The 25,849-nt window shown below is 71.8% G+C and carries 20 protein-coding genes; 11 read left to right on the top strand and 9 right to left on the bottom strand.

Translation table 11 applies throughout. The features are described 5' to 3' along the window. The coding region (locus E3O32_RS17335; protein WP_166790872.1) for a hypothetical protein at positions 1-181 on the top strand (181 nt) is incomplete at its 5' end. Positions 182-238: 57 nt separating this feature from the next. On the opposite strand, the gene E3O32_RS15050 is transcribed toward E3O32_RS17335, so the two are convergent. The 4 genes from E3O32_RS15050 to nudC form a co-directional block, all read right to left on the bottom strand. Further along, the gene (locus E3O32_RS15050) at positions 239-799 is read right to left on the bottom strand and encodes a GDSL-type esterase/lipase family protein (protein WP_134510641.1); all 561 of its coding nucleotides are present in this window, start codon (positions 797-799) and stop codon (positions 239-241) included. Positions 800-849: 50 nt separating this feature from the next. Continuing rightward, on the bottom strand, positions 850-2,379 hold the full coding sequence (locus E3O32_RS15045; protein WP_134510640.1) for an SDR family oxidoreductase: 1,530 nt from the start codon (positions 2,377-2,379) through the stop codon (positions 850-852). Positions 2,380-3,336: 957 nt separating this feature from the next. Next, positions 3,337-5,052 (bottom strand): ATP-dependent helicase, encoded by a 1,716-nt coding sequence (locus tag E3O32_RS15040; RefSeq protein ID WP_134510639.1) that lies wholly within the window; start codon positions 5,050-5,052, stop codon positions 3,337-3,339. Next, the gene (gene nudC, locus E3O32_RS15035) at positions 5,043-6,023 is read right to left on the bottom strand and encodes an NAD(+) diphosphatase (protein ID WP_134510638.1); all 981 of its coding nucleotides are present in this window, start codon (positions 6,021-6,023) and stop codon (positions 5,043-5,045) included. The genes E3O32_RS15040 and nudC overlap by 10 nt, the downstream gene beginning before the upstream one ends. 92 nt (positions 6,024-6,115) lie before the next feature. On the opposite strand from nudC, the gene E3O32_RS15030 reads away from it, so the two are divergent. Continuing rightward, positions 6,116-7,357, top strand: coding sequence for a phosphotransferase (locus E3O32_RS15030; protein WP_134510637.1), 1,242 nt, complete (start codon positions 6,116-6,118; stop codon positions 7,355-7,357). On the opposite strand, the gene E3O32_RS15025 is transcribed toward E3O32_RS15030, so the two are convergent. Both E3O32_RS15025 and E3O32_RS15020 read right to left on the bottom strand, forming a co-directional pair. After that, the gene (locus tag E3O32_RS15025) at positions 7,297-10,728 is read right to left on the bottom strand and encodes an ATP-dependent helicase (RefSeq protein WP_134510636.1); all 3,432 of its coding nucleotides are present in this window, start codon (positions 10,726-10,728) and stop codon (positions 7,297-7,299) included. The genes E3O32_RS15030 and E3O32_RS15025 overlap by 61 nt on opposite strands. Next, positions 10,725-14,084 (bottom strand): ATP-dependent helicase, encoded by a 3,360-nt coding sequence (locus E3O32_RS15020; RefSeq protein WP_134510635.1) that lies wholly within the window; start codon positions 14,082-14,084, stop codon positions 10,725-10,727. The genes E3O32_RS15025 and E3O32_RS15020 overlap by 4 nt, the downstream gene beginning before the upstream one ends. 98 nt (positions 14,085-14,182) lie before the next feature. On the opposite strand from E3O32_RS15020, the gene E3O32_RS15015 reads away from it, so the two are divergent. Then, positions 14,183-14,407 carry a DUF3107 domain-containing protein gene (locus E3O32_RS15015; RefSeq protein WP_134510634.1) on the top strand — a complete coding sequence of 75 codons (225 nt, stop codon included), beginning with the start codon at positions 14,183-14,185 and terminating at the stop codon, positions 14,405-14,407. 6 nt (positions 14,408-14,413) lie between these two features. Further along, entirely contained in the window at positions 14,414-14,722 is a 309-nt protein-coding gene (locus tag E3O32_RS15010; RefSeq protein ID WP_134510633.1) for a hypothetical protein, read from the top strand. A 69-nt stretch (positions 14,723-14,791) separates the two neighbouring features. Here E3O32_RS15010 and E3O32_RS15005 read toward each other — a convergent pair whose 3' ends face one another. Then, on the bottom strand, positions 14,792-15,562 hold the full coding sequence (locus E3O32_RS15005) for a ferritin-like fold-containing protein (protein WP_241974998.1): 771 nt from the start codon (positions 15,560-15,562) through the stop codon (positions 14,792-14,794). A gap of 162 nt (positions 15,563-15,724) precedes the next feature. On the opposite strand from E3O32_RS15005, the gene E3O32_RS15000 reads away from it, so the two are divergent. Continuing rightward, a complete protein-coding gene (locus E3O32_RS15000) occupies positions 15,725-17,335 on the top strand; it encodes a DEAD/DEAH box helicase (protein WP_134510632.1) in 1,611 nt (536 codons plus the stop codon). Positions 17,336-17,385: 50 nt separating this feature from the next. Here E3O32_RS15000 and E3O32_RS14995 read toward each other — a convergent pair whose 3' ends face one another. Then, a complete protein-coding gene (locus E3O32_RS14995) occupies positions 17,386-18,255 on the bottom strand; it encodes a PHP domain-containing protein (protein ID WP_134510631.1) in 870 nt (289 codons plus the stop codon). A 64-nt stretch (positions 18,256-18,319) separates the two neighbouring features. Here E3O32_RS14995 and E3O32_RS14990 point away from each other — a divergent pair, with 64 nt between their 5' ends. Together E3O32_RS14990 and E3O32_RS14985 are read left to right on the top strand one after the other, a co-directional pair. Next, complete coding sequence (locus E3O32_RS14990; protein ID WP_174774779.1) at positions 18,320-19,366, top strand: endonuclease/exonuclease/phosphatase family protein; 1,047 nt, start codon at positions 18,320-18,322, stop codon at positions 19,364-19,366. Positions 19,367-19,421: 55 nt separating this feature from the next. Next, complete coding sequence (locus tag E3O32_RS14985) at positions 19,422-20,963, top strand: aminopeptidase P family protein (RefSeq protein ID WP_174776524.1); 1,542 nt, start codon at positions 19,422-19,424, stop codon at positions 20,961-20,963. A 117-nt stretch (positions 20,964-21,080) separates the two neighbouring features. Here the strand turns inward: E3O32_RS14985 and E3O32_RS14980 are convergent, their stop codons facing one another. Next, positions 21,081-21,668: a YflT domain-containing protein gene (locus E3O32_RS14980; protein WP_134510629.1), complete on the bottom strand. Its 588-nt coding sequence runs from the start codon at positions 21,666-21,668 to the stop codon at positions 21,081-21,083. A gap of 54 nt (positions 21,669-21,722) precedes the next feature. Between E3O32_RS14980 and E3O32_RS14975 the strand changes: the two genes are divergently transcribed. Genes E3O32_RS14975 through E3O32_RS14960 form a run of 4 tightly spaced genes read left to right on the top strand, consistent with a single transcriptional unit; the run spans position 21,723 to position 25,843 of the window. Next, positions 21,723-23,054 carry a magnesium transporter MgtE N-terminal domain-containing protein gene (locus E3O32_RS14975; RefSeq protein ID WP_134510628.1) on the top strand — a complete coding sequence of 444 codons (1,332 nt, stop codon included), beginning with the start codon at positions 21,723-21,725 and terminating at the stop codon, positions 23,052-23,054. Further along, entirely contained in the window at positions 23,041-23,655 is a 615-nt protein-coding gene (locus E3O32_RS14970; protein WP_134510627.1) for a DUF1003 domain-containing protein, read from the top strand. The genes E3O32_RS14975 and E3O32_RS14970 overlap by 14 nt, the downstream gene beginning before the upstream one ends. Beyond that, positions 23,648-24,817, top strand: a complete 1,170-nt coding sequence (locus E3O32_RS14965; RefSeq protein WP_241974997.1) for an Mrp/NBP35 family ATP-binding protein — start codon at positions 23,648-23,650, stop codon at positions 24,815-24,817. Before E3O32_RS14970 ends, E3O32_RS14965 begins: the two co-directional genes overlap by 8 nt. A 3-nt stretch (positions 24,818-24,820) precedes the next feature. Continuing rightward, a complete protein-coding gene (locus E3O32_RS14960; protein WP_134510626.1) occupies positions 24,821-25,843 on the top strand; it encodes a hypothetical protein in 1,023 nt (340 codons plus the stop codon). Positions 25,844-25,849 lie beyond the last annotated feature (6 nt).

Genomic DNA, 25,849 nt, shown 5'->3' with positions numbered 1-25,849 from the left:
CATCGACAACGGTGTCCTTCTCTGCTGGTACCACCACCACAGCATCGACACCTCGGGCTGGCTCATCCGCATGATCCGCGGCAAACCCCAGGTCAAGGCGCCAGCCTGGGCAGGAACCACCACCACCTGGCAGCCCGGCGCCACCCACCGCGCCCAGCAGGCCAGCCACGCCCGCAGCTGAACCGGACCGGTGCTCGGGGTCGACAAGCTCGACCACCGGGGCTCGCCTGCGCGCGGGCTAGACGTGTTGGATGGGGATCGCCGTGCTCGACGGCGGACTCTGGAACAGGAACTCGAGCGCCGGTTTGAGTTCGGCAGTCCAGGCCGCGTACCCCTCGTCGCTGAGATGCAGCCGGTCCGTCGTCAACGCGATCGAGAGCTCGCCGTCCGGCTCGGCCATCGACGGCCAGAGGTCGAGGAACTGGGCGTGCTGGGTGGGCGCGAACTGGCGGAGATGGCGATTGATCGAGCGGAGGAGATGGCTGTAGTCCCGCTCGCGCGGGGGGACCGAGACCACCAGGATCCGGGCACCCGGCAGGTGCTTGCGCAGCTCGACGATGATGGTCTCGAGGTTGCGCACGATGTACTCGTCCGAGCGCCGCCAGCCCAGGTCGTTCGTGCCCACCTGCAGCACGACGGCATCCGGTGCCGTCGCGACGACCTTCGGCAGCGAGGCGACCACCTCGTCGGTCGTATACCCGCTCACGGCGAGATTCTGCACCTCGTATTCGGGAAGCCACTCGTTCCAGCGTCCCGCGACGGTGAGGCCATCCCCCACGAACACCACAGTCTGCGACATAACGGCCTCCCTCACGTTCGTTAATCATGCCCCCGGGCGGGGCAGTCGGCCTAGTGTTTTCCGGCCGGCAGCGAGGTGTCGACGGTGGCGGCCTCGGCGTCGACGGAGGCCTGCTTCGACGCCGCCGCGGCGGCCGTGATCCGGTTCGCCATGCCACTGAAGATGACACCGTGGAACGGCAGGATGGAGAACCAGTAGAGCCGGCCGCCGAGCCCGCGGGGGAAGAACACGGCTCGCTGGCGGTAGATCGAACCGCCGTCGGGCGCCGGTTCCGCGGTCATCTCCAGCCAGGCCCGCCCGGGGACGCGCATCTCCGCCCGCAGCCGCAGGAACCGGCCGCGATCGATCTGCTCGACCCGCCAGAAGTCGAGCACGTCACCGGTGTGCAGGCGCTGCGGGTCCCGGCGACCGCGCCGCAGTCCGACGCCGCCGACGATCTTGTCCATCCAGCCGCGCACCGCCCACGCCAGCGGGAACGAGTACCAGCCGTTGTCGCCGCCGATGCTCTCGATGATGCGCCAGAGGTCGGCAGGTTTCGCCGCCGTGTGCTTCTCCCGCAGGTCGGTGTAGACGAGGTGGCCGGCCCAGTCGGGGTCACTCGGCAGGGGGTTGCTCGAGGCACCCTCGATCGACGCGTTGCGCCAGCTCGTCTCGACGTCACCGTCGCGCATCCGCCCGAGGGCGAGGCGCACGGCCCGCCGGTACCCGGTGAGGCCTCCGGGCGGGCGCGGGATGTACTGGTCGATGTCGCGCTCGTGCACGACGCAGTCGTTCTGGAGCGAGGCGATGATCGGCACGGCGAGGCTGCGCGGGATGGGGGTGACGAGGTTCACCCACTGCGAGGCGAGCCACGGTGTGAACACGGGCAGCGAGGCGATCGGTCGCTGGCGGAGGCCGGCCTCGAGGGCGTAGCCGTTCATCATCTGGCCGTAGCGGAGCACGTCGGGGCCGCCGATGTCGAACGTTCGGTTGACGTCGGCGGGAAGGTCGGCGGCGGCCACCAGATAGTAGAGCACGTCGCGGACAGCGATCGGCTGGATGCGGTTGCGCACCCACTTGGGCGCCGGCATGTACGGCAGCACATCGGTGAGGTGCCGGATCATCTCGAACGAGGTCGACCCGGAGCCGATCACGACCCCGGCCTGCAGCGCGGCCGTCGGCACGCCGGAAGCGAGGAGGATCCGCCCCACCTCGGCCCGGGACCGGAGGTGCTGGGACAGCTCGGCGGTATCGGGGTGCAACCCGCCCAGGTACACGATCCGGGTGACCCCGCCGGCGGCGGCGGCGTCGGCCACGTTCTGCGCGGCGACACGCTCGGTACGCTCGAAGTCGCCGCTGGTGCCCATCGAGTGCACGAGGTAGTACACGGTGTCGATCCCGGCGAGCGCCGCCCGCACTCCGGCTGCGTCGCCGAGGTCCCCTTGCACGATCCGGACCCGGTCCTTCCAGGGCACATCGGTCAGTTTCTGCGGCGACCGCACGAGCACGGTCACCTCGTTCCCGGCATCAAGCAGCAGGGGAACAAGGCGCCCGCCGATGTATCCGGTGGCGCCGGTCACGAGAACTCTTCTGGCCGTCATGCGGCCAGCCTAAGGGCGCAATCTGGGTTGGAGCCGAGGATCGGGCGGACCTGTGCACCGGCCCGTGCCGGTCCAGGCGCGCCGGCCCGTCGACCCTGTGGATGACTCGCGCGGGCGGGCACGGACTCCGGCATCATCACCGCATGACTCTTCGACTCAATCCCCGTTATCCCCTCGTCTGGCGCACCCCCGACACCATCCAGATCGGAATCGACCATCCCCTCGTCGTGATCTCCCAGGTCGGTGCCGGGCTGGAGCACGTCCTCGCCGCCCTGGTCTCCGGGGTGCCGCGCTCCGGTGCGATGATGCTCGGCCGGCGGGCCGGGACGCCCGAGGCCGCCACCCTGGCACTGCTGGAGTCCCTGCGACCTGCCCTCATCGTCACGGCCGAACGAGGGCCCTGGTCCACCGACGCGGAGCCGGTCCCCGTCGCCGCGTCGCCGCGCTCCGCCGCCCTCGTCTGCGTCGACGGGGACGGCCCGACCGCGCTGCGGATCGGAGCGCTGCTGCGCGACCTCGGCCTGCTGGTCGTCGGCCCCGCCCACGAACCGGCCCGGCCGCACCGGGCAGCCGTGAATCCTGCCGCGCCGAACCCGCCCGCACTGGCGGTCATCATCGGCCACTACGCGCTCGAACCGGCCCGGCACGGCCGCTGGCTGCGCGGGGACGTGCCGCACCTGCCGGTGGTCTTCAGCGACAGCGAGGTGCGCGTGGGACCGCTGGTGGAACCGGGGGTCGGCCCGTGCCTCTATTGCCTCGAGCTGGCCCACCTCGATTCCGACCCGGCCTGGCCCGCGATCGCCTGCCAACTCCTCACCCGCACCGCCCCCACCGAAACCCGCCGGCTGGGCATCGACGTCGCCGCGCGTGTCGCCGGCCTCGTGCAGGACCGGCTGGACACCGGCCGGTCGGGCCTGACCCGCACGTCACTGGTGCTCGATGTGACGACAGGGGCGATCAGGCGCCGCGAGCACCGGCCACACGAGCGGTGCGGATGCCGATCTCTGCCAGGAACCGTGACTGCTCGCGCGGGGAACGCTGCTGGTGGCCTGCCGCGGACCAGCTCAAGCCGAGCCGCCGACGTGCCCGGGTGATGCCCACGTACAACAGCCTCCGTTCCTCGTCGATCTGGTCGAAGCCGGCGGCGTAGCTGATCGGCACCAGCCCCTCGGACAGGCCGACCAGGAACACGGCGTCCCATTCGAGGCCCTTGGCCGAGTGCAGGGTGGCCAGGGTCACGGCCGACACCGTGGGCTCATGCTGCCCGGCCTGGCGTTCCATCAGCTCGTCCGTGAACTGGCGGAATGTCGTGCCGGGGGCGGCCTGGTCGACAAGGCCCATGATCGCGTTCAGGGACTCCCACCGGTCGCGCACCGCCCCCGCGGCGTCGGGTGCCCTCTGGCTCCAGCCGAGGGAGCGCAGCACATCGCTGACCGACTTGAACAGGGGTTCGCCGATGATCGACACGGATGCCGCGCGCAGCTGCATCACCGCCTGCTTCACCTCGGCGAGGTCGAAGAACCGTTTCGACCCGCGGATCTGGTAGTTCACGCCGATGTCGCCGAGCGCGGTCTCCAGCGCCGCCGCCTGCACGTTCATCCGGTAGAGCACGGCGATGTTCTCCGGGCGGGTTCCGCCCTCGATCAGGTCGAGGATGCTCTGCGCCACTCCCCTGGCCTCCGCCATGTCGTTCGGGTACTCGCGCACGATCGGCACGACACCCTCCTCGCTGGCGTGGGCGTGCAGGGTGAGGGCGCCCGCCCGGCCGCGCATCAGCTGGTTCGCTGCGGCCACGATCGAGGCCGTCGACCGGTAGTTCTGCTCGAGCCGCACGACCGTCGCATCCTCCCACCGCTTCGGGAAGTTGAGCAGGTAGTCGCTGCGGGCCCCGGCGAAGGAGTAGATGGTCTGGCTGGCGTCGCCGACGACGCAGAGGTCTCGGCGTTCGCCCAGCCAGAGGGTGAGCAGGTCGTGCTGCAGGGGCGACACGTCCTGGTATTCGTCGACGATGAAGAACCGGTACTGCTCCCGCACCTGCAGGGCGACCGACGGTTCCGCCTCGATCATGCCGGCCATGGCGAGCAGCACGTCCTCGAAGTCGATCTGCTTGCGCTCGTCCTTGAGCCGCTCGTAGCTCTCCTGCATGGCCATCACCTGGTCGACGTCGAGGCGCCCGGGCAGGCTGCGCCTGGCGATGCCCGCGCCATACTGCTCGATGCTCAGCCCGCTGGTCTTGCGCCACTCGATCTCGGCGGCGAGGTCGCGCAGGGTGGCCGTGTCCAGTTTCAGCTTCAGGGTTTCCGCGGCGTGCCCGAGCAGCCGGCCCTTGCCGTCGAGGATGCGGGGCGCCTGACCGCCGACGACGTGCGGCCAGAAGTAGTTGAGCTGGGACAGTGCTGCGGCGTGGAAGGTGCGCGCGGCGACCCCGCCGGCGCCGAGCTGGCGCAACCGGCCGCGCAGTTCCGCGGCGGCGCGGGCGGTGAAGGTGAGGGCCATCACCCGGTCGGGCGCGTAGGCGCCGGTCAGCACGCCGTAGGCGATCCGGTGGGTGATCGCCCGGGTCTTCCCGGTGCCCGCGCCGGCAAGCATGCAGACGGGCCCGACGAGGGCCTCGGCGGCGACCCTCTGCTGGTCGTCGAGGCCGGCCAGGAGCTCGTCGCCGGTCAGCGCCATCCGTGCACCTGGTCCGGTCCGAAGTCGATCGGTTCGCCCAGCCAGGCTTCGATGATCGCCCGGGCGATCGACGAGCGTCCCGGCAGGATGATGCTCGCCCCCGACGCGCGGAGTTCGTCGCGGCTGAACCAGCGCAGGTCGAGGATCTCCTCCCCGTCGGGCAGCAGCCCGCCCGGCGACTGCCCGTCGGCGAGCCTGGCGGTGAAGCCGAACATGATCGAGGCCGGGAACGGCCAGGGCTGGGAACCAAGGTAGACCGGGTCGGTGACCCGGAGCCCGGATTCCTCGAACATCTCCCGGATCACCGCGGCTTCGAGCGACTCGCCCGGTTCGACGAAGCCGGCCAGCAGCGAATACCGGTTGTTCTCCCAGAGCGCGTTCGAGCCGAGCAGGATGCGGTCGTCGGCGTCGGTGATCAGCACGATCACCGCGGGGTCGGTGCGCGGGAAGACCTGGCCGCCGTCCACGGGGCAGAGCCGGCTCCAGCCGGCGGACTCGACCGTGGTCGCGGCGCCGCAGCGCGGGCAGTGCGGGTGCGAGACATGCCAGTTGGCCAGGCCGAGGGCCTCGGTGAAGAGGCCGGCGTCACGGTCGGACAGCTCGGTGGCCAGGGTGCGCAGCGACGCCCACGCCTCCGGGCGCGGTTCGAGCGCGTGCGCGGCCTCGTCGCCGAGCACGGCGGCCACCAGCCGGGTGCCCACCGGTTCGGCGGCGTCCTCGGCCAGCGACCGGCCGAGGTAGACCTGAACGGTCGACTCCGGCACCGTCTGCGGCTCGAGCAGGAGGATCCGCGGGGCGTCAGCGCTGCCGGCGGCGGGCGCCAACAGCACGGAGCCGCGCCAGAGCACCAGCACGCGGGTGCCGGCATCCGCCCACAACTCGTCGAACAGGCCCGGCCGTGACCGGGTCTCATGGTCGCGGTCGACCGCGTGACGGGACAGCGGCAACCGGGCCGTGAACGAGAACGACATGGTGACCCCTTCGGGCTCTGGCGTGACAGCCGAGTAGGTGTGGGGCGTGGCGGACAACCGCGCCGGGGGGAAGTCGACCTAACCTAGTAGGCATGGCCAGATCCCACCTCACTCTAGCCGCGCTGGCCACCTCCGCTGTCCCGGGCCTCGACGTGGTCCAGGCTCGGCTGCACGGGTCCAGCGCGCGCACCCCAGGCGCCCACGGCGCCTTCGACTCTGCCCTGCTCATCGACAGCGATGGCCGCACGCTGATCATCCGCGTGCCGGCCAGCCAGGCCGCCGAGACCGAGCAATCCGCCGATCTCGTGGCGCTGCGCGCGCTGACGACCGGCACCCGAAGCCGGCTGCCGTTCGACGTGCCCGAGTTCGTCGGCCAGGCTCCGCTCAGCGGCACCCGCGCGGTCGTCTATGAGCTGCTGCCCGGCGATTCCTTCGACGCGGATGCCCTGACCGGCCACGCGGGGGTGTCCGGTTCGATCGGGCGTGCCATCGCCGCGATCCACGGCCTGCCGACGGCGTTCGTCGGCACCGCCGGTCTCCCCCAGCAGAGCGCGGAGGAGTGCCGCACGTCCACGATCGAGCTGATCGACCGCGCCGCGGCGACAGGCTACCTTCCCGCGGCGCTGCTCCGCCGGTGGGAGCTGGCCACCGACGACGACTCGCTCTGGCAGTTCGCCCCCTGCGTCGTGCACGGGTCGATGTCGGCCGAGTCGTTCCTGATCAGCGACGATGCCGTCTCCGGCGTGCTCGGCTGGTCGGCGCTCAGCGTGGGCGACCCGGCCCGCGACCTGAACTGGCTGCTGGCGTCGCGTGGCGCGGCCGGCGAGACGGCCGTCGCGTCGTACGCCGCCGCTCGCCAGGGCAACGACCCCCGGATCACCCAGCGCGCCATGCTCTACGCCGAACTGGAGCTGGCCCGCTGGCTGCTGCACGGCACCGACACCCGCAACCAGTCGATCGTCGACGACGCCGTGGCCATGCTCGACGGCCTGGTCGACAGCGTGCACACGAACACCATGCATCCGTTGTCGCCGAAGACCGGGCCCATCCTCGACGTCACCGACGTGGAGAACATGCTCGCCGCCACGCCGCGCGGCATTCCCCGCCGCGACCTGGGCTCGTCGATGCACACGGATGCCTACAACCTCTCCGAGTTCGGGCCGAGCGAGTTCGACGATGACTCTGCCGGCTCGGCCGACTCCGCCGGCGGGGCCGCGGCGGACACCACGGCCGGCCCGTTCGCGGACGACGCGACCGGGCCGATCGGCACGGTTCAGATCGACGCCGGGCCGGCGACCGACGACCAGGCCGCGACCAGGTCCTCCTCCGAGTAGAGCCGGTCGGGGGCGACGACCGTGTCGTCGGCGACGAAGTAGAACACGGCGTCGACGATGGCCGGGTCGATGCCCTTCCAGCGCGCGTAGGCCAGGCGGTAGAGCGCAAGCTGGGTCTGCTTGAGCTCCAGGTCCGCCGCATTCTTCGGCGCCCGGCCGGTTTTCCAGTCCACGACCTGGTAGCCCGTGTCGGTGCGGTACACGGCGTCGAGCTTGCAGACGAAGACCTGCCCGGCGAGCACGTGGTGGATCTCGATCTCCACCTCCTCGGGCGCGAGGCTGCCCCACGGGGAGCGTTCGAAGGTGCGCTGCAGCCGTTCGAGTTGCGCCTGTTCGAGCGGCTGGTCCTGGTCGAGGTCCAGGTCGAACGCGTCGGGGTCCAGGTCGCCGAGGTCGAGCTCACCCAGGTCCGCGTCGATGACGTCCCCGGCGCTGGCGCCGCCGGCGCGGCGCTCCACCCAGGAGTGGAACAGGGTGCCCAGCCGGGTGGCCCGGTACGGGCGCTCGGGCATCGGGCGGCGCAGGCGGGCCAGGGTGCCGGCCGGGTCGTCGACGAAGTCCTTGAACCGTGAGGCCGAGATGCGGGTGGGCAGCGGCATCAGGCCGGAGCCGGCCAGGCGCTGCGCCCGTTCCTCGAGCAGCAGGGTCACGGGGTGCGACCAGCGGGTCGCCAGGTCGGTGCCCGCCTCGGCTGCCTCCGCGGCCCGGTCGACCCGGGCGGCCGCAGCCTCGACGACGGCGCGCCTGGTGCCGAGTGGATCGAACGGCCACCGTTCCGCCTGGTCGAGGCCGGCGTCGGGCTTCTCCGACGCGTCGCTGACCAGCGGGACCGGGCCGATCAGGCCTGCGGCGGCGAGCTCCAGCAGGTAGCGACTCGGCTTGCGCATGGTGCTGCCGCTGCCCCAGAACGACCCGGTGAGCAGCAGCTCGCGCTGGGCCCGGGTGGTCGCGACGTAGATCAGCCGGCGTTCCTCATCGTCGTGGCGGGCGGCGAGCTGCTCCTTGTAGGCCGTGAATTCCAGGTCGAACGACAGCTGGGTCTCGTGCCCGTGCCAGTGCAGCTCGGGGAGTTCTGCGCGGTCGCCGCGGAACGGGTAGGGCAGTTCGCCGAAGCGCAGCCAGCCTGCGCCCTCCCGGGTCTGGGCCGGCAGGCTCTTCTCGGTGAGGTTGGGGATGGCGACGTAGTCCCATTCGAGTCCCTTGGCGCCGTGCACGGTGAGCAGTTGCACGGTTCCCTTCTCCGACGGCTCGACCCGGGGGCCCAGGTCGTCGGCACGTTCCGCGCGCGCCAGCCAGCGCAGGAAGCCGGCCAGGCTGCCGATCTCGTCGCTGGCGAGGAACGCGGACACGGTGTCATGGAAGGCGTACAGGTTGGCCAGGCCCAGGCCGTTCGCCTCGTTGGCGACCAGTTCGACGTCGAGCAGGGTCTCCTGTTCGATCAGCCGCACGAAGTCGAGCAGGGGCAGGCCGGCCCGGGAGCGGAGCCAGGCGAGCTGGCGGCCGGCGGCGCGCAGCCGGGCCAGGCCCGGCTCGCTGAAACCCGCGAGCTGCCCGTGCCGGTCGGGCGCCGCCGCCACGAAGTCGAGGGCGTCGACGAGGGAGGCACCCTCGTCGACGGCGACGGATGCCCGCATCCTGGCCTTGAGCTCGTCGGTGACCGCCTGCTGGGCCCAGTCGTGGGCGGCCAGCCAGCGCGCCACCGCGGCGAGCTGCTGCAGGTCGCGCGGGCCCACCCGGTAGCGGCCGCCGCTGAGCAGCCGCACGAGTTCGCTGCCGGACGCCGGGTCGGCCACGACGCGCAGCACGCTGACGACATCGGTGACCTCGGGCGTGGACAGCAGCCCGCCGAGGCCGAGCACGTGCGCGCGCACCCCGTTCTCCCGCAGCACCTCCGCGAAGAACTCCATCTCCCGGCGGGCCCGGAACAGCATGGCCCCGGAGTGGTCCCCGCCCGGGGTGAGCCGTTGGGCGAACCAGCGGGCGACGGTGCGGGCCTCCTCGGCGATGGTCTCGCTCATCCCGGCCTCGACCGTGCCGGTCTCCTTGCCGGCCGGCACCTTGAGCGTGTCCACCTGGATGCCGTCGGGCCGGGCTCGCAGCGCGTCGCTCAGCGGCGCCACGAGCGCGTTGGCCGCGCCCAGCACCGTCACCGGGTTGCGCCAGGTGTAGGAGAGCGACATCGTCGGGGCCTCGGCGTTGGAGAGGCCCGCGAAGCTCTGCGAGAAGCCGAGCAGGTTGGCCGAACTGGCCCCGCGCCAGCCGTAGATGGACTGGTGCGGGTCGCCGACGGCCATCACCGGATGACGCGCGAACAGGGTGTGCAGCAGCTCGGTCTGCAGCACGGAGGTGTCCTGGTATTCGTCGAGCAGCACCACCCGGTACTGGTCGCGGTAGCGGGTGACGACCTTCTCCACCTTCTGGCAGACCTGCAGCGCGAGCGCCACCTGGTCGGAGAACTCGATCAGTCCGAGCCGGCGTTTTTCGCTGCGGTACCGTTCGGCCAGTTCGAACAGCACCGGCAGCGGCCCGACGGTGGCCAGCGACTCGTCGACCGAGGCGTAGGGGATCTTCTTGCGCGGGTTGCCGAAGGGCAGGTCGCGCAGGTAGGCGAAACCGTCGGCCAGTCCGGCGAGGTCGTGGCCGGCGGCCGGCCGGCCCGGGATGACCGGGGGCGGGTTTTCGGCGAGGGCCCGGCTGAACGCGAGCACGGCATCCGTCACCGCGTCGACGCTCTTGCCGAACGGGACGAGCCGGTGGTCGCCGTGTTCGACCACGACCCGCCGGGCGAGCAGCCACGCGCTGGTCTCGCTGAGCAGCACCGATTCGGGTTCCCGGCCGAGGAGCAGGGCATTGTCGGTGAACAGGCGGCTGGCGAACGAGTTGTAGGTGGAGACGGTGGGGCTGTTGAACAGGTCGGTGGAGTCTGTCGGCGGCGAGTCTGTCGGCGGCGAGTCAGTCGGCGGCGAGTCAGTCGGCGGCGAGTCAGCGGGCGGCCCGTCGGGCCGGGCCGGTCCGCCCCGCGGCAGCAGGCCCTTCGCGTCGAGCTGGTCGATCCGCTTGCCGATGCGTTCGGCCAGTTCGCCGGCCGCCTTGCGGGTGAAGGTGAGGCCGAGGATCTGGTCGGGCCTGGCGTGCCCGTTGGCGAGCAGCCAGAGCACCCGGTTCGCCATCGTCTCGGTCTTGCCGCTGCCCGCGCCCGCCACGACGAGGGTGGGGGCGAGCGGGGCCTCGATCACGGCCTGCTGCTCGACGGTCGGCGGGAACATCTCCAGCGCTTCGGCGATCTGGACGGCCGAGATCCGGGTGACCGGGGCTGTGGCGGCGGGGCTCCAGTCGGCGGGGTTCCGCGCGGTGGAAAGGGGTGCGTTCATGAGCTGACCTGCTTGATGACGTGGATTCGGCAGGACCCGTGCGAGCGCGGGTCGAGGCAGTGGGAACTGATTTCGGCGACGAAGGTGGCCGCGCCCATCCCGGCGGCGTCCTCACCGACCCGGCGGCGGAAGGCGCCCAGCTCGTCGGGGGTGAAGGCCGGCTGGGTCGGGTTGCGGTAGTTCTGCTTGACCGTGCCGGAGGAGACGATCACCAGGCGCGCGCCGGCCAGCGGAGTGCCGGGCGGGATGCCGTCGATGGCGCCCTCGGTGAAGGCCAGCTGGTAGGCGCCGAGCTGCGGATGCTCCGCCACGCCGGCGTCGCTGATGGGGTCGCCGCGGCCGGTCTTCAGGTCGACGATCACGGCCCGCCCGTCGCGGAGCCGTTCCACCCGGTCGACCGTGCCGGAGAGCACCGCGCCGTCCACGTCGAGCGCGAAGGTGCCCTCGGCGCTGAGCAGGGCACCGCCGGTGTGCTCGAAGTCGAGCAGGTACGAGGCGAGCCGGTCGGTGAGCACCCGCGCCTCGACCTTCTGCAGCCGTGACTGCCAGTCGGCGTCGAAGTGCAGTTCGTTCCAGCGGGCGTCGACGGCCTGCCAGAGGGCGTCGGGGCTCCGGTCGGTGGATTCCTCCAGCACCTTGTGGATGATCGTTCCGAGGTTGGCGGCGGTGTTCGACGTGCCGCCGCCGACCTGCCCGATCACCCAGTGCAGCGGACAGGTTTCGAACGCGGCCATCCGGGACGGCGAGACCCGTACCGGCCCGTCGCCGGCCTCCGGGTCGTTGAGCGGGCGCACGGTGCTCGGATCGGTGAGGCCGTACCACTCGCCGGGGGCCGCACCGGCCACCCCCTCCCGGGCGAGCCGGGCGAGGGTGGCCGCGGCCTCCGTTGCCCGGTCCGTGGCTTCGTCGCCCGGCCCGGAAACGCCGCCGAACCGGGTGAGGTCGCGGCGGAGCCGGCCGACCAGGCCGCGCAGCGACAACGGGTAGCGGCCGGCGTCGCCGGAGTCGAGGTCGCCGGTCGAAACGGCGTCCGGCAGCAGCCGCAGGAACACCGACGGCTCGTTGTCCTCGTTGTCGACGGCGGTGACGAGCAGCTCGGTGCGGGCGCGGCTGGCGGACTGGGCGAACATCCGCAGTTCGTCGTGCAACACGGCGGTGCGCTCCCCGCCCGGCTGAGGCACGAGGCCGGCGGCGAGCGCCGCCAGGTCGCCGGCGCCCAGCAGCGAGCCGCGGATGCGCAGGTCGGGCCAGACGTTCGCCTGCACCCCGGCGATGACGACGAGGTCGAAGTCGCGGCCGATCAGGCCGCTCGGGGTGGAGACGACGACCGCGTCGCCGAGCGCGCGCGGAGCCAGGGTGTCCTCGGGCACGTCGGTGTCGACGAGGTGTTCGAGGAATAAGACCGGCGGGGCGGCCGGGGTGCGCTCCACGTAGCGCTGGGCGGCGGAGAACAGCGCGACCACGGCGTCGAGGTTGTGGTTGGCCTCGTCGGCCACGATGCCGGTGCCGGCGGCCTGGTCGTGCCATTCTCTGGCCAGGCCGCTGCGCTGCCAGAGTCCCCAGAGGAGTTCCTCGATCGTGGCGCCGGCGTCGTATTCGACGGCCGCCGCGCGCAGGCTTTCGCCGCAGCTCGCCGCCCGGCGGGCGGTGCGGTTGTCGATTCCGCCCAGCAGCCCGGGGTCGGCCAGGGCGTCGACGAGCAGTTCGTCCGCGCTGCGCGGGCCGCCGGCGGGCAGGTCGTCCCGGCTGCGTTCCTGTTGGCTGCGTTCCTGTTGGCTGAGTTCCTGTTGGCTGAGTTCCTGTTGGCTGAGTTCCTGTTGGCGCAGGTCCTGTTGGCGCAGGTCCTGTTGGCGCAGTGCCGCTTTGAGACGGCGCAGCGTGATCGGGTCGAGGCCGCCGAGCGGGCCGCGGAGCAGGTCGACTGCCGTCGTGGCGTCGAGGGTCTTGCGTCCCAGGGTGATCTCGAGGGCGAGGATGAACGCACGCACCGCGTATTCGTCGCGCAGCGCGGTCTGCGCGCTCGACACCTGGGTCGGCACCTCGAGCGCGGCGAGGCCGCGGGACAGCGACGGCACCAGGGAGCCGCTGCGAGCGATGACCGCCATCCGGCCCCACGGGATGCCGCCGAGCAGGTGCCTTTCGCGGAGGCGGCGGGCGACGACCGCGAGCTGATCGGCCGGGCTGGTCGCGAGGATCGCCTGCACGGCGGGCGCGTCGGGCTCCTCCCCTGCCGCCGCGACGCCCGGTACGGCCGCTGCGCGCTGGATGCCGGCGGCCGCGGCGCCGATCCGGTGGCTGATCCCGCGCACCACCTGGCGGATGGCGTCGCCGTGCCGGTAGACCGTGCCGAGGACCAGGGTGGTCACCGGGATGCCGCCCAGGTAGGTCGAGAGCCGGCCGAGGGCATCCGGGTGGGCGCCGTGGAAGGACCCGGTGCTGATGTCGGGGTCGCCGGCGGCGACGATGGCCACCCCGCGGGCCGCGAACTGGCGGATCAGGGTCAGGACGCCCTGGGTGAGCTCCTGGGCGTCGTCGAGCACGATCAGGCGCAGCCCGGCGAGCGCGCCGATCGCGGCGGCCCCGGCCGGTCCGGCCGGGGCCTCCGCCACCACGGCGGCGGCGAACTGCGCCAGCTCGGTCGAGTCGTACTGGCCGGGCCTGGACTGGTCCTTCACATCTTCGTAGCCGCGGATGAACTCGGCGGCGGCCATCCACTCCGGCCGGTCGTTGCTGCGGCCGAGCCCGGCCAGGGCGTCCGCGGTCACGCCGTATTCGACGGCGCGCATCATCAGGTCGCGCAGCTCCGTGCGGAAACCGCGCAGGGCGCGCACGTCGGCGCCCAGGGTGGCCGGCCAGTCGGGGCCGGACCGGTCCAGCCGGTGACCCTCGAGGAGCTCGGCGATGATCTGGTCCTGCTCGCCACCGGTGAGCAGGGTCGGGGCGGGGCCGCCGGCGCGGGCCACGGCGTCCCGCACGATCTGGAACGCCACCGAGTTGGCGGTGCGGGCGAGAGGGCCGTTGGTGGGCACCCCCAGCCGCAGGGCGAGGCGGTCACGCAGGGCGGTGGCCCCGGTGCGGGTGGGCACCAGCACGAGCACCTCGCTCGGCGAGTAGCCGCGCTGCAGCACCCGGTCGGCGACGAGTTCGACCAGGGCCGTGGTCTTGCCGGTGCCCGGCGCGCCGATCACGGCCGCCGAGACGCCGTCGGCGAGGGAGACCACGGCGCGCTGCGCCTCGTCGAGGCCGACCGGGTTCGGCCCGGATTCCCGGCTGAACGGGCCGGACCCGGCCGGGTTCGCGGCTCCATCGGCGGCGGAATCGGTGTCGGTGCGCTGCGCGAATCCCAGGGTTGTCACGTTTTCAAAGCTAGCCGGTTGCGCCGACAGTGAACGATGTCGGGAGGGTGGGTCGTTCTGTCGTAATCTGGGCGCTTAGGCAACGAAAGGCGCATCTGGTGGATATCCGCATTGGCATCTTCAACTCTCCCCGGGAGATTGGCTTCGAGACCTCGCAGCCCGCGAACGAGATCGAGGAAACGGTCGCTGCCGCCCTCGCCGGGCAGACCGGTTACCTCAAGCTCTCCGACAGCAAGGGCCGGGTCTACATCGTCCCCACGATCGGGCTGGCGTATGTCGAGCTGGGCGCCGAGACCTCCCGCCGCGTCGGTTTCGTGGCCTAACCAGCCATGGAGCTCCTCTTCGTCGCCCTGGGCGGCGCGCTGCTCGGGCTCGCGGCCCGATACCTGCTGCCCGGGCGGCACAGTCACGGTTCCGTGCTGGTGCCGGCCGTCGGCACGGCCGTCGCGTCGGTCGCCTGGGTGGCGCTGACCTGGCTCGGCTGGGCGTGGGACGGCGGCTGGATCTGGTGGGTGTCCCTCGGCCTCGCCGCGCTCGCATCCGTTGCCGCCGACCTCCAGCTGGGCCGCTCGCGCTCGCAGGGCGACCGGCGGATGCTGCACACGCTGATGAAGACCGGGCACCCCGGGCACGTCTGACCCTGTTCGGGCACGCCTGACCCTGTCTGGCACGCCTGACCCTGTAGGGCGACCGCTCGGTGTCGCCGGTCAGGCGGTGAGGCCGAGCCCGTCCATCCGGCGCGTGTGCGCCGCGATGAGTTCGGTGAAGACAGGTTCGATCTGCGCCTCACCGTGAGCGGATGCCGGGCCGTGAGCGGGTGCCGGGCCGTGAGCGGGCACCGACGCACCGTCCGCCGGCACGGCGGCCGGGATGGCAGACCGCGCCACGAGCAGGGTGTCGCCGACCAGGCGGCGCCCCCACAGTGCCAGGTGCGAGCCGAGTCCGGGGCTGCCGTCGATGGCGGTTTTCAAGTGCTTCACGAGCACGTCGGTGCCCGCGCCCTGGCCGAGCAGATGGGCGACCCGCGGGCCGACGTCGCCGGGCAATCCGTCGGACAGCCGGATGAAGAAGTCGTCGAGCAGGCCGCCGGCAAGGTAACAGCTGAGCAGCAGCTCGTGCCAGTCTGCCCCCATGGTCTTCGCCCGGAAGTCGTCGAGGGCGGGCGCGAACGGCGCCATCACCTCGGCGGGTTCCCCGCCGCGCCGCCGGATCTCGGCGACGAGACCCTGGTGCTTGGCGAGCGCCCGGCCTGCGGCCGCGCTCAGCCCCTCCTTGGAATCAAGGTCGGGGGCGAGCCTGATCGCCTGGGCGAGGTTCTCGAACATTCCCAGTTCGAAATATGCCGCCTGGCCGAGGTAGGGCAGCAACTCGGGGGTCAGGTCGGCGATGTCCACCTTGGTGGTCGACAGACGTGCTCCCCTGGTCGACGGACGAGGGATCTCCACACGCTTCGCGCGCCGATCGAGCCACGAGATCACACGCCCAGCATAGGACAGTGCGGGTCCCCGCGGAGCGCCTCATCGAGTTCACAGGGGCCGCCCGGTAAGGTTGGACCACGCCATCGGCATGGATCGGTGGCCGGTGCCCGAGGCAGAAAACGGGCGCATTCGACGCATCCAGCTAATGACAGGCAAACATTCGTGACTTTCTCCGAACTTAATATTGACCAGGACATGGTCCAGGCCCTCGCCGATAAAGGCATCCTCGAGCCCTTCCCCATCCAGGTCCAGACCATCCCCCTCGCCCTTAGCGGCCAGGACATCATCGGCCAGGCCAAGACGGGAACCGGGAAGACCTTCGGCTTCGGCCTCCCACTGATCCAGCGCCTCGGCCTCAACCCCGCACCGGGAGTGCAGGCGCTCGTCGTCGTGCCGACCCGCGAGCTGTGCGTGCAGGTCAGCGAAGACCTCGAACTCGCCGCCCGCAACCGCGACACGAAGATCGTCTCCATTTACGGCGGCAAGGCCTACGAGGGCCAGATCGAACAGCTCAAGGCCGGCGCCCAGATCGTGGTCGGCACCCCCGGCCGTCTACTCGACCTTGCCAGCCAACGCCTGCTCAGCCTCGCCAACGTGAGCGAGATGGTGCTCGACGAGGCCGACAAGATGCTCGACCTCGGCTTCCTCGCCGACATCGAGAAGCTGTTCTCGCAGACCCCCTCGACCCGCCACACGATGCTGTTCTCGGCGACGATGCCCGGCCCGATCGTGGCCCTCGCCCGCCGGTTCATGAACCGGCCGATCCACATCCGGGCGAGCGACCCCGACGAGGGCCTGATGCAGGCCAACATCGAGCACCTCGTCTACCGCGCGCACAACATGGACAAGGACGAGGTGATCGGCCGGATCCTGATGGCCGAGGGCCGCGGCAAGACCGTGATCTTCACCCGCACCAAGCGCGCCGCCGCAAAACTCGTCGAGGAACTCGGCGACCGCGGCTTCAACGCCACCGCCGTGCACGGCGACCTCAACCAGGAACAGCGCGAACGCGCGATGGCCGCGTTCAAGGCCGGCAAGAAGGACATCCTGATCGCCACGGATGTCGCCGCTCGCGGCATCGACGTCGAGGACGTCACCCACGTGATCAACCACACCATCCCCGAGGACGAGAAGGCGTACCTGCACCGCGTCGGCCGCACCGGGCGCGCGGGCAAGACCGGCATCGCCGTCACCTTCGTCGACTGGGACGACATGCACAAGTGGACGCTGATCAACAACGCGCTCGACTTCGGCACGCCCGTGCCGATGGAGACGTATTCCTCGTCGCCGCACCTCTTCACCGACCTGAACATCCCGACCGGGTCGAAGGGTCGCCTCCGCGCGTCGCCGGTCCGCGAGGCGCCGGCCGGTGCCGGCCGTTCCGACTCGGGTCGCTCCGGCTCCGGCCGGTCGGACTCGGGCCGTTCGGGCTCCGGTCGCTCCGACTCCGGACGTTCGGGCGCCGGCCGCTCCGATTCCGGCCGCTCCGGCTCGGGTCGCCCGGCATCCGTCGGCGCCGGCGTCAGTGCCGGTGCGAGTGCCGGCGCGAGCGCCGGTGCGAGCTCCGGTGCGGGTGACCAGGGCGGCGACCGCGCCGGTCGCGGACGCAATCGCACCCGGGTCGGCCAGTCCACGAACCCGGATGCCCCGGCCGCCACCCCCGCGGCCGGCACCCACGACGGCGGCGGCGCCGAGCACCACGACGGCAACAGCGCCCCGCGGCGTCGCAGCCGCACCCGCCGCAGCGCACCGCAGTCCGGCACCGCCAGCTGAACCCCCGGTGGTCGAGCCCGTCCCCCGTGGACGAGTTCGACCCCGGCGGGCTAACCGAAGACCGGCTCCGAGCCGGTGCCCTGGGCGATCAACGCCTCCAGCACCTCCGGCGCCGTCGTGTTCTCCCCCAGCCGGTTGGGCTTGCCCGCGCCGTGGTAGTCGCTCGAACCCGTGACGAACAAACCGTACTTCGCGGCGAGCTCGTAGAGCCGGGCCTTCGCGGCCGGTTTGTTCTCCCGGTGCTCCAGCTCCAGCCCGAACAGTCCGGCCTCGACGAGTCGTTTCAGCCGGGCCTCCGGGATCACGTCCTGGACGCCCCGGGTCGCCGGATGTGCGATGACCGGCACTCCCCCGGCCGCGCGCACCAGCTCGATCGCGCGCAGCGGGTCCGGAGCGTAGTGCGGCTGGTAGTAACCCGCATCCCAGTGCAGGATCCCGGCGAACGCCTCGCTCCGGGTGAGCGCGAGGCCGCGCGCCACCAGGGCGTCGGCGATGTGCGGACGGCCGACGGTCGCATCCGGGGTGGTCTGGGCGAGCACGTCCTCCCAGGTCAGCGCGTAGTCTGCCCCGATCCTCTCCACCATCTGTTCGGCGCGCACGAGGCGGGCCTGTCGCACCCGGGAGGTCTCGGCGACGATGCCGGCGTCGGACGGGTCGAACAGGTAGGCGAGCAGGTGCACGCTGGCGAAGGAAACCCTGGTGCTGAATTCCATTCCCGGAATGAGGTTTATCCCCATCGTGCGCGCCGTCGCCGCCGCCTCGAACCAGCCCGCGGTCGAGTCGTGATCGGTCAGGGCCATCGTGCCGATCCCCGCATCGGCCGCGGCCCGCACGAGTTGGGCCGGGGTCTCGGTGCCGTCGGACACGCTCGAGTGGGTGTGCAGGTCGATGGGACCCCTGAATCGCCGTTCGCCTGCCATTCCCCCATGCTAGTTGGGCCGGGCAGAGGCGTCGCCCAGCCGGGTCGCCTACCATGGTCACTCCATGCTGCCCAGAATCCTCACCGCCCTCGTCCTCGGCGGCTCCGCCCTCGCGTTGTTCGCCGTCGGCTGGCCGCAGTCGTTCGGCCTGCAGAACAGCTGGGTCTTCGCCCACGCCGTGTCCCTGCGCGGACTGGGCGTGGCCGTCGCCGCTGCCGGAATGGTCGTGCTGGCCCTGCTCGCCGCGATCCGGCCGCTGCGACGCCTGGCCGGGTCCCTCGCCGTGCTGCTGCTCCTCTTCGGGGTCGGCAACGCCGCCGTGCTTGCCGCCAGGGGGATCGGCGTGCAGCCGGCGTCGGCGGCCGAGCGGCCCCCGGCATCCGCCGGCACCACCGGCGACGTCACCGTGCTCAGCTGGAACACCCTCGGTGACGAACCGGGGGCGGCGGCGATCGCCCGGCTCGCGATCGACCGCGGCGCCGACATCGTCACCCTCCCGGAGACGACCGAGGCCACCGGAGTGAAGGTCGCCGAGGCGATGCGGGAGGCCGGACGGCCGATGTGGGTGCACACCATCGCGTTCGACCTGGTCTCCAAGGCACGGTCGACCACCCTGCTGATCAGCCCCGACCTCGGTGATTACACCGTGAGCAGCGCCGCGGGTTCCGGCCCTCCCGGCAACACCAATGTGCTTCCGACCGTCGTCGCCCGGCCCGTCGATGCCTCCAGGCCCACCATCATCGCGGTGCACGCCGTCGCCCCGATCAACTGGGAGATGTCGAACTGGCGCTCGGACCTCGACTGGCTGGCCCGCCAGTGCACGGCTGAGAATGTGATCATGGCCGGGGACTTCAACTCCACGGTCGACCATATGTCCGGACGGGAATCTTCCGGCTCGGCCGTGCTCGGTGACTGCCGGGACGCGGCGCTGGCCGCCGGGTCCGGGGCGGTGGGCACCTGGCCGACGTTCGTTCCTCCCCTGCTCGGCAGCCCGATCGACCATGTGCTCTCGACGCCGAACTGGCAGACCGACAGCATGAGCGTGATCGAGTCAGAGGATGCCGCGGGCAGCGATCACCGCCCGATCGTCGCGACCCTTTCGCCCCGCTGACCTCCCCCCGGACAGCCCACAGCGCGCGCCCGGCCGGGAATGGGACAATGGGCGCATGGCCAACCCCAACGAATCCGCGATCACCCCTGCCCCCCGATCGAACGAGAACCGGTCCACGACGCCCGGGTCGGCCGGTTTCAAGGCCTATATCTCCAGTTCCTGGGCCGAGCGCACCGCCGAACTGCCGCCCGCCCGGGAGCAGGCCCCGTTCGCGGCCGCCCGCCGGGCCAGGCTCTCCGCGATGTACCCGGGAACCCGGCTGATCATCCCGGCCGGCCGGCTCAAGCAGCGCTCCAACGACACCGACTACGCGTTCCGCGCGCATTCCGCCTTCGCGCACCTCACCGGCTGGGGCAGCGACTCCGAGCCGGGCGCCGTGCTGGTCTTCGAACCGACCGAGGCAGGCCACGACGCCACGCTCTACTTCCGGGAGCGCGCCGGGCGCGACTCCGACGAGTTCTACGCCAACCCCGACATCGGCGAGTTCTGGATCGGCCCGCGCCCGTCGATCGCCCAGGTCGCCGCCGACCTCGCCCTGCGGGTGCGCGGCATCGCCGGCCTGTCCGCCGTGCTCGAGGCCGTGGACAGCGAGACCGTCGTCGTGCGCGAGGCGGACCCGTTCTTCACCGACGAGGTCGACGAATCCCGGCTGCGTTTCGCCGCCGAGAAGGTGCTCACCACCAACGCGTCAGACTCCCCGTTCAGCCTGGAGATCAACGCCGAGCACGAACCGGACGACCACTTCGCCCGGGACCTCTCCGAGTTGCGCCTGGTCAAGGATTCCTACGAGATCGCCCAGATGCGCCTCGCCGTGGCGGCCACCGCGCACGGCTTCGACGACGTCATCCGCGACCTTCCCCGGTCCAGCTCCCACCTCCGCGGCGAACGCCTCGTCGAGGGCGTGTTCAACACCCGTGCCCGCTCCGACGGCAACGCGGTCGGCTATGACACCATCGCGGCGTCCGGTGCCCACGCCTGCATCCTGCACTGGACCCGCAACGACGGGCCGGTCACCCCGGGTGACCTGATCCTGCTCGACGCCGGGGTCGAGGTCGACAGCTACTACACGGCCGACATCACCCGCACCCTCCCGGTCGACGGCACGTTCACGCCCGTGCAGCGCATGGTCTACGACGCCGTGCGCGAGGCAGCGGATGCCGCGTTCGCCGTCGCCCGGCCCGGCGCGGTGTTCCGCGACGTGCACGCCGCGGCCATGGTCGTGATCGCCCGTCGCACCGCGGAGTGGGGCATGCTGCCTGTCTCCGCCGAGGAGGCGCTGCTGCCCGACAACGGCCACCACCGCCGCTACATGGTCCACGGCACCAGCCACCACCTCGGTCTCGACGTGCACGACTGCGCCCAGGCCCGCCGCGACATGTACATGGACGGCGTCATCGAACCCGGCATGGTGTTCACGATCGAGCCGGGACTGTACTTCCAGCCCGACGACCTCACCGTGCCGGCCGAGTTCCGCGGCATCGGCGTGCGGATCGAAGACGACATCCTGATCACCGTCGACGGCCCCGAGAACCTGTCCGCGGGCATCCCGCGCACCTCGGCCGACGTCGAGGCCTGGATCGCCGCCCTCACCGTCTGAGGACCGCCCTCCTCACCGCCCCGCCCCGGTCAGAAATGTTGCCGGTGCGCACAACTGCTGCCGGTGTGCGGGCCACAACTGTCCGCCCCGGCAACAGTTGCCGAAGGGCGGGGGCGGTTAGATCTCGGGGGCCGGCGGCGCGGGCGGGGTCACCGGGTCGGCGCTGCGCGGGGGCTCCGACGGATGCGGCGCGGCCGGCGCCTCGGCGCCTGCCTCGGCATACCCGGCGAGCAGGTTGCGTCCCCGGTTGACCAGCGCCGCATCCACGATCACCTGGTAGTTGCTCGCGATGACCTGCATGGTCGAGGTGAAGTCGCGGCGGCGGCGGTTGAGCGCGTAGCTGACGACCCCGAACAGCATGCCGAATCCGGCGCCGATCAGCACCGCGGCGAGCACGAACGGCAGGCCGGCACCGGCGGGCGAGAAGATGAAGAAGAGCAGCCCGAAGAAGACCCCGAGCCAGGCGCCGGAGGCCGCCCCGGCGAGCGCGACCCGGCCCCAGGTGAGCTTGCCGGTCACCCGCTCGACGCTTTTCAGGTCGTTTCCGACGATGGAAAGCTTCTTGACCGGGAAGTCCGCCTTCGCGAGCGTGTCCACCGCGGCCTGCGCCTCGAAGTAGGTTTCGTACGTCGCGAGCACCTCGCCCTTGGGCAGAACGGGGAAGAGTGCGGGGCCTCGGGCGCCGAAGGGGCTCTGGTTGCTCATGCCGCCATTCTCCCACAGCACCGTTATCCCCTGAAGGTGGCCTAGATTTGTACTGTGAGTGCCACCAGAGTCTTCGTTGCCCGTTTGGCCGGGTGTACCGTCTTCGACCCCGCGGGCGACCGCGTCGGCAAGGTTCGCGACGTGTTGGTGGTCTACCGAAAAAACGACCCGCCCCTCGTGGTCGGCCTGATCGTGGAGATCCCGGGCAAACGACGCGTGTTCGTGTCGATAAGCCGGGTGACCAGCATCGGCTCCGGCCAGATCATCACCACCGGCCTGATCAACGTGCGCCGGTTCGAGCAGCGCGGCGGCGAGGTGCGGGTGATCGCCGAGATGCTCGGCCGCACCGTGGTCTTCAACGACGGCTCCGGCGAGGCCACCGTCGAGGACGTCTCGATCGAGGAGTCCGCCCAGGGCGGCTGGGCGATCAGCCAGCTCTTCGTGCGCCGGCCCAAGACGAGCCTGTCCCTGTTCGCGAAGGGCGCCACGGCGTTCGCCGCCTGGGGTGAGGTGCGCGAGCACGCCACGGTCGGCCAGGCCCAGTCCGCCGAGCAGCTCATCGCCACCTACTCCGACCTCAAGCCCGCCGACCTCGCCAACACCCTGCTCGACCTGCCGCAGGAGCGCATGTACGAGGTGGCAGGGGAACTGCCCGACGGCCGCCTCGCCGACGTGCTCGAGGAGATGCCCGAGCGCGAGCAGGTGGGAATCCTCACCCGGCTCGGCGACGCCCGCGCGGCCGACGTGCTCGATCACATGCAGCCCGACGACGCCGCCGACCTGATCGCGCAGCTGCCGGAGGAGCACGGCGAGCAGCTGCTCGACCTGATGGAGCCGGAGGAGGCCGACGATGTGCGCTTCCTGCTCACCTACGCCCCCGACACCGCCGGCGGCCTGATGACGACGGAGCCGATCATCGTCTCCGCCGACGCCACGGTCGCCGAGGGCCTCGCCCTGATCCGCCGCCACGACCTGGCCCCCGCCCTCGGCGCGGCGATCTGCGTGACCCTGCCACCCTACGAGCCGCCGACCGGCCGCTTCCTGGGCATGGTGCACTTCCAGCGGATGCTGCGCTACCCGCCCCACGAACGCCTGGGCACGCTGCTCGACCAGGGTCTCGACCCCGTCACCGCGGACACCTCGGCCGCGGAGGTCACCCGCATCCTCGCCAGCTACGACCTCGTCTCCGTGCCGGTCGTCGACGACAACCACCGACTCGTCGGGGTGGTGACGATTGACGATGTCCTCGACTATCTGTTGCCCGACGACTGGCGAAGTCACGACGGGAACGACGACGTGCGCCGCCGGGCCGCGGCCCGCACCGAACTGACCACGGGAAGCATCCCGCTGCACCACGGACGGAGGACCGGCAATGGCCCGAGCTAACCGATCGGATCTCCGCCTCGACTCGCCCAAGGGCCTGCGCACGGCCGCCCTGGGCCGAAAGCGCACCCGCGACCGCAACCGACCGAGCAGCGACCGGTTCGGCCGGTTCACCGAGGCCATCGCCCGGGGCATGGGCACCCCGTGGTTCCTGCTCGGCCTGACCTTCTTCGCCGTCGGCTGGATCGCCTGGAACACACTGGCTCCCGCGGCCTGGCGCTTCGACTCGGTGTCGCTCGGATTCATCGCACTGACCCTGGTCCTGTCGATGCAGGCGTCCTACGCGGCGCCGATGATCCTGCTCGCGCAGAACCGGCAGGACGACCGCGACCGGGTGCAGTTCGAGCAGGACCGGCAGCGCGCCGAACGCAACCTGGCCGACACCGAATACCTCGCCCGCGAGGTCGTCGCGCTGCGCCTGGGTATGAAGGACCTGGCCTCCAGGGACTTCCTCCGCGCCGAGTTGCGGTCGCTGCTCGAGAACCTCGAGGAACGCGAAGACCAGGACAAGCGCGAACGCAAGCGCGCCCGCAAGGGTGAGCGCGACCACGACCACGACCCGGTGTCCGAACGCCGCCGTGAGGAGCGTCCCCGGAGTGAGTGACGCCCAGCGCACCCGCGACGGGGTGCTCGCCGCCCTCGTCCGGGTGATCGACCCCGAGATCCGCCGCCCGATCACCGAGCTCGACATGGTCGCGGGGGTCGAGGTGGATGCCGCCGGCCACACCACGGTCGGCCTCCGGCTGACCATCGCCGGCTGCCCGGCCGCACGGCAGATCGAACGCGACGTGCGTGAGGCGGCCGAGTCCGTCGCCGGGCCCGGCCGGGTGAGCGTGGACGTCACCGTGATGACCCGCGAGCAGCGCCGCGCCATGACCGAGAAGCTTCGCGGCGGCCAGGGCGCGCGCACCAGCCAGTTCGGGCCTGACTCGCTGACCCGGGTCTACGCCATCACCAGCGGCAAGGGCGGCGTCGGCAAGTCCACCATCACCGCGAACCTCGCCGTCGCGCTCGCGGCGCGGGGACTCCGGGTCGGCGTCGTCGACGCGGATGTCTACGGGTTCTCCATCCCCGGGCTGCTCGGCCTGGTCGGGCCGCCGGCTCCCGGCAGCGAGAAGGGCACCGCGGTCAAGCCCACCCAGGTCGGCGACATGATCCTGCCGCCGATCGCCTTCGACGTGAAGGTCATCTCGATCGGCATGTTCGTCGACGACTCCTCCGTGGCCGTCGCCTGGCGAGGCCCGATGCTGCACCGCACGATCAACCAGTTCCTCACCGAGGTGTACTTCGGCGACCTCGACATCCTGCTGCTCGACCTGCCGCCGGGCACCGGCGACGTGGCCATCTCGGTCGGCCAGCTGCTCCCCCAGGCCGACGTCATCGTCGTGACCACCCCGCAGCCGGCCGCCGCCGACATCGCCGAACGCAGCGGCGTGGTGGCCAGGCAGACCGGGCAGACGATCTACGGCGTGATCGAGAACATGGCCGGGATCGTGCAGCCCGACGGCACCGTCCTGGACATCTTCGGCTCCGGCGGCGGCGCCGAGGTGGCCCGCCGGCTCGGCGCGGGCCAGGAGACCCCCGTGCCGCTGCTCGCCCAGGTGCCGCTCAGCGTGCCGTTGCGCAGCGGCGGCGACACCGGGCTGCCGGTCGTGCTGGGCGATCCGCTCGACCCGGCGGCCATCGCCATCCAGGCCGTCGCCGACCGGCTCGCCACCCGCGCCCGCGGGTTGTCCGGCCGCAGCCTGGGCATCTCCCCGAGGTAGCCCGTGCCAGCGCGCCGTCGGCCCCTGGTGTCCACCCGGATGCCGGTGGTGCTGCTGCTCGCCGGCCTCCTCGCCGGCACGTCCGGTTGCGTGAGCGCGCCCGACCGGCCCGGAACGCCGACCATCACGGGTACAACCCCGGTTGCCGCCCCGGCCGGCCTGCCGCCCGGTGTGACCGTGCGGATCTACCAGACCCGGTTCGATTACGCCGACCGGGTGCTCGAGCTCAGCGTCAGCAACGCCGGCCGGGCGCCGCTCGACCTGCGCTCCGCCCGTTTCGATTCCAGCCGGTTCACCGCCGCAGCAGGCTGGTCCGGCGGGCTGCGGCTCGAACCGGGACTGACCCGCGATCTGCGGGTGCGCCTGGCCGCCGCCGTCTGCGCGCCGTCGCCGGCAGCGACGTCACCGACACCGACACCGACACCGACACCGACACCGACACTGATGCCACCGGCACTGATGCCGACACCGACGGACACGGTCACCCTCGCCTGGGCCGAGCCGGGTGCCGGCGCCGGCACCAGCACCAGCACCAGCACAGCGACGGTGCCCGCGACGGACGACACCGGGGCCCTCGACCGGATCGAGGGCGAGGACTGCCTGGCCGGCGCGCTGACCCGGCTGCTCCGCATCGATGTGGCCCCGGAGCTCCGCGTCGACGGCGCGGGGCCGACCGCCGCCGCCTGGCTCGACCTCACGCTCACCCCGACCGGCGCGCCGGGCGCCGTCACCGTCGACCGGGCAGGCTCGACGCCGCTCCTCGCCTCCGCCGACGGGCTCGACTGGCCGCTCGGCCTGACCGTGGACGCGGCCACGCCGCCAACCCGGGTCGCGCTGGGCCTGCGCCCGACCCGCTGCGACCCGCACGCCGTCGCCGAGGACAAACGCGGCACCGTGTTCCCGCTCACGGTGCGCGTCACGGCCGGGCCCGGCTCCCCGGAGCGCGCCGGAGACTGGGACCTGACCGTCGATGACGTGCTGCGGGCCCGGCTCTACGCCTGGATCGCCGACCGCTGCAGCTACTGAGTGCCG

Source organism: Cryobacterium mannosilyticum, from assembly GCF_004402705.1.
In the GTDB taxonomy this organism is placed as follows: Bacteria; Actinomycetota; Actinomycetes; order Actinomycetales; family Microbacteriaceae; genus Cryobacterium; species Cryobacterium mannosilyticum.
This window is presented reverse-complemented; position numbering and strand designations above follow the sequence as displayed.

Bases quoted from the DNA above. Each gene is read 5' to 3' on its own strand.
- E3O32_RS15050 (WP_134510641.1), bottom strand. From the start codon at position 799: ATGTCGCAGACTGTGGTGTTCGTGGGGGATGGCCTCACCGTCGCGGGA.
- E3O32_RS15045 (WP_134510640.1), bottom strand. From the start codon at position 2,379: ATGACGGCCAGAAGAGTTCTCGTGACCGGCGCCACCGGATACATCGGC.
- E3O32_RS15040 (WP_134510639.1), bottom strand. From the start codon at position 5,052: ATGGCGCTGACCGGCGACGAGCTCCTGGCCGGCCTCGACGACCAGCAG.
- nudC (WP_134510638.1), bottom strand. From the start codon at position 6,023: ATGTCGTTCTCGTTCACGGCCCGGTTGCCGCTGTCCCGTCACGCGGTC.
- E3O32_RS15030 (WP_134510637.1), top strand. From the start codon at position 6,116: ATGGCCAGATCCCACCTCACTCTAGCCGCGCTGGCCACCTCCGCTGTC.
- E3O32_RS15025 (WP_134510636.1), bottom strand. From the start codon at position 10,728: ATGAACGCACCCCTTTCCACCGCGCGGAACCCCGCCGACTGGAGCCCC.
- E3O32_RS15010 (WP_134510633.1), top strand. From the start codon at position 14,414: ATGGAGCTCCTCTTCGTCGCCCTGGGCGGCGCGCTGCTCGGGCTCGCG.
- E3O32_RS14995 (WP_134510631.1), bottom strand. From the start codon at position 18,255: ATGGCAGGCGAACGGCGATTCAGGGGTCCCATCGACCTGCACACCCAC.
- E3O32_RS14990 (WP_174774779.1), top strand. From the start codon at position 18,320: ATGCTGCCCAGAATCCTCACCGCCCTCGTCCTCGGCGGCTCCGCCCTC.
- E3O32_RS14985 (WP_174776524.1), top strand. From the start codon at position 19,422: ATGGCCAACCCCAACGAATCCGCGATCACCCCTGCCCCCCGATCGAAC.
- E3O32_RS14980 (WP_134510629.1), bottom strand. From the start codon at position 21,668: ATGAGCAACCAGAGCCCCTTCGGCGCCCGAGGCCCCGCACTCTTCCCC.
- E3O32_RS14970 (WP_134510627.1), top strand. From the start codon at position 23,041: ATGGCCCGAGCTAACCGATCGGATCTCCGCCTCGACTCGCCCAAGGGC.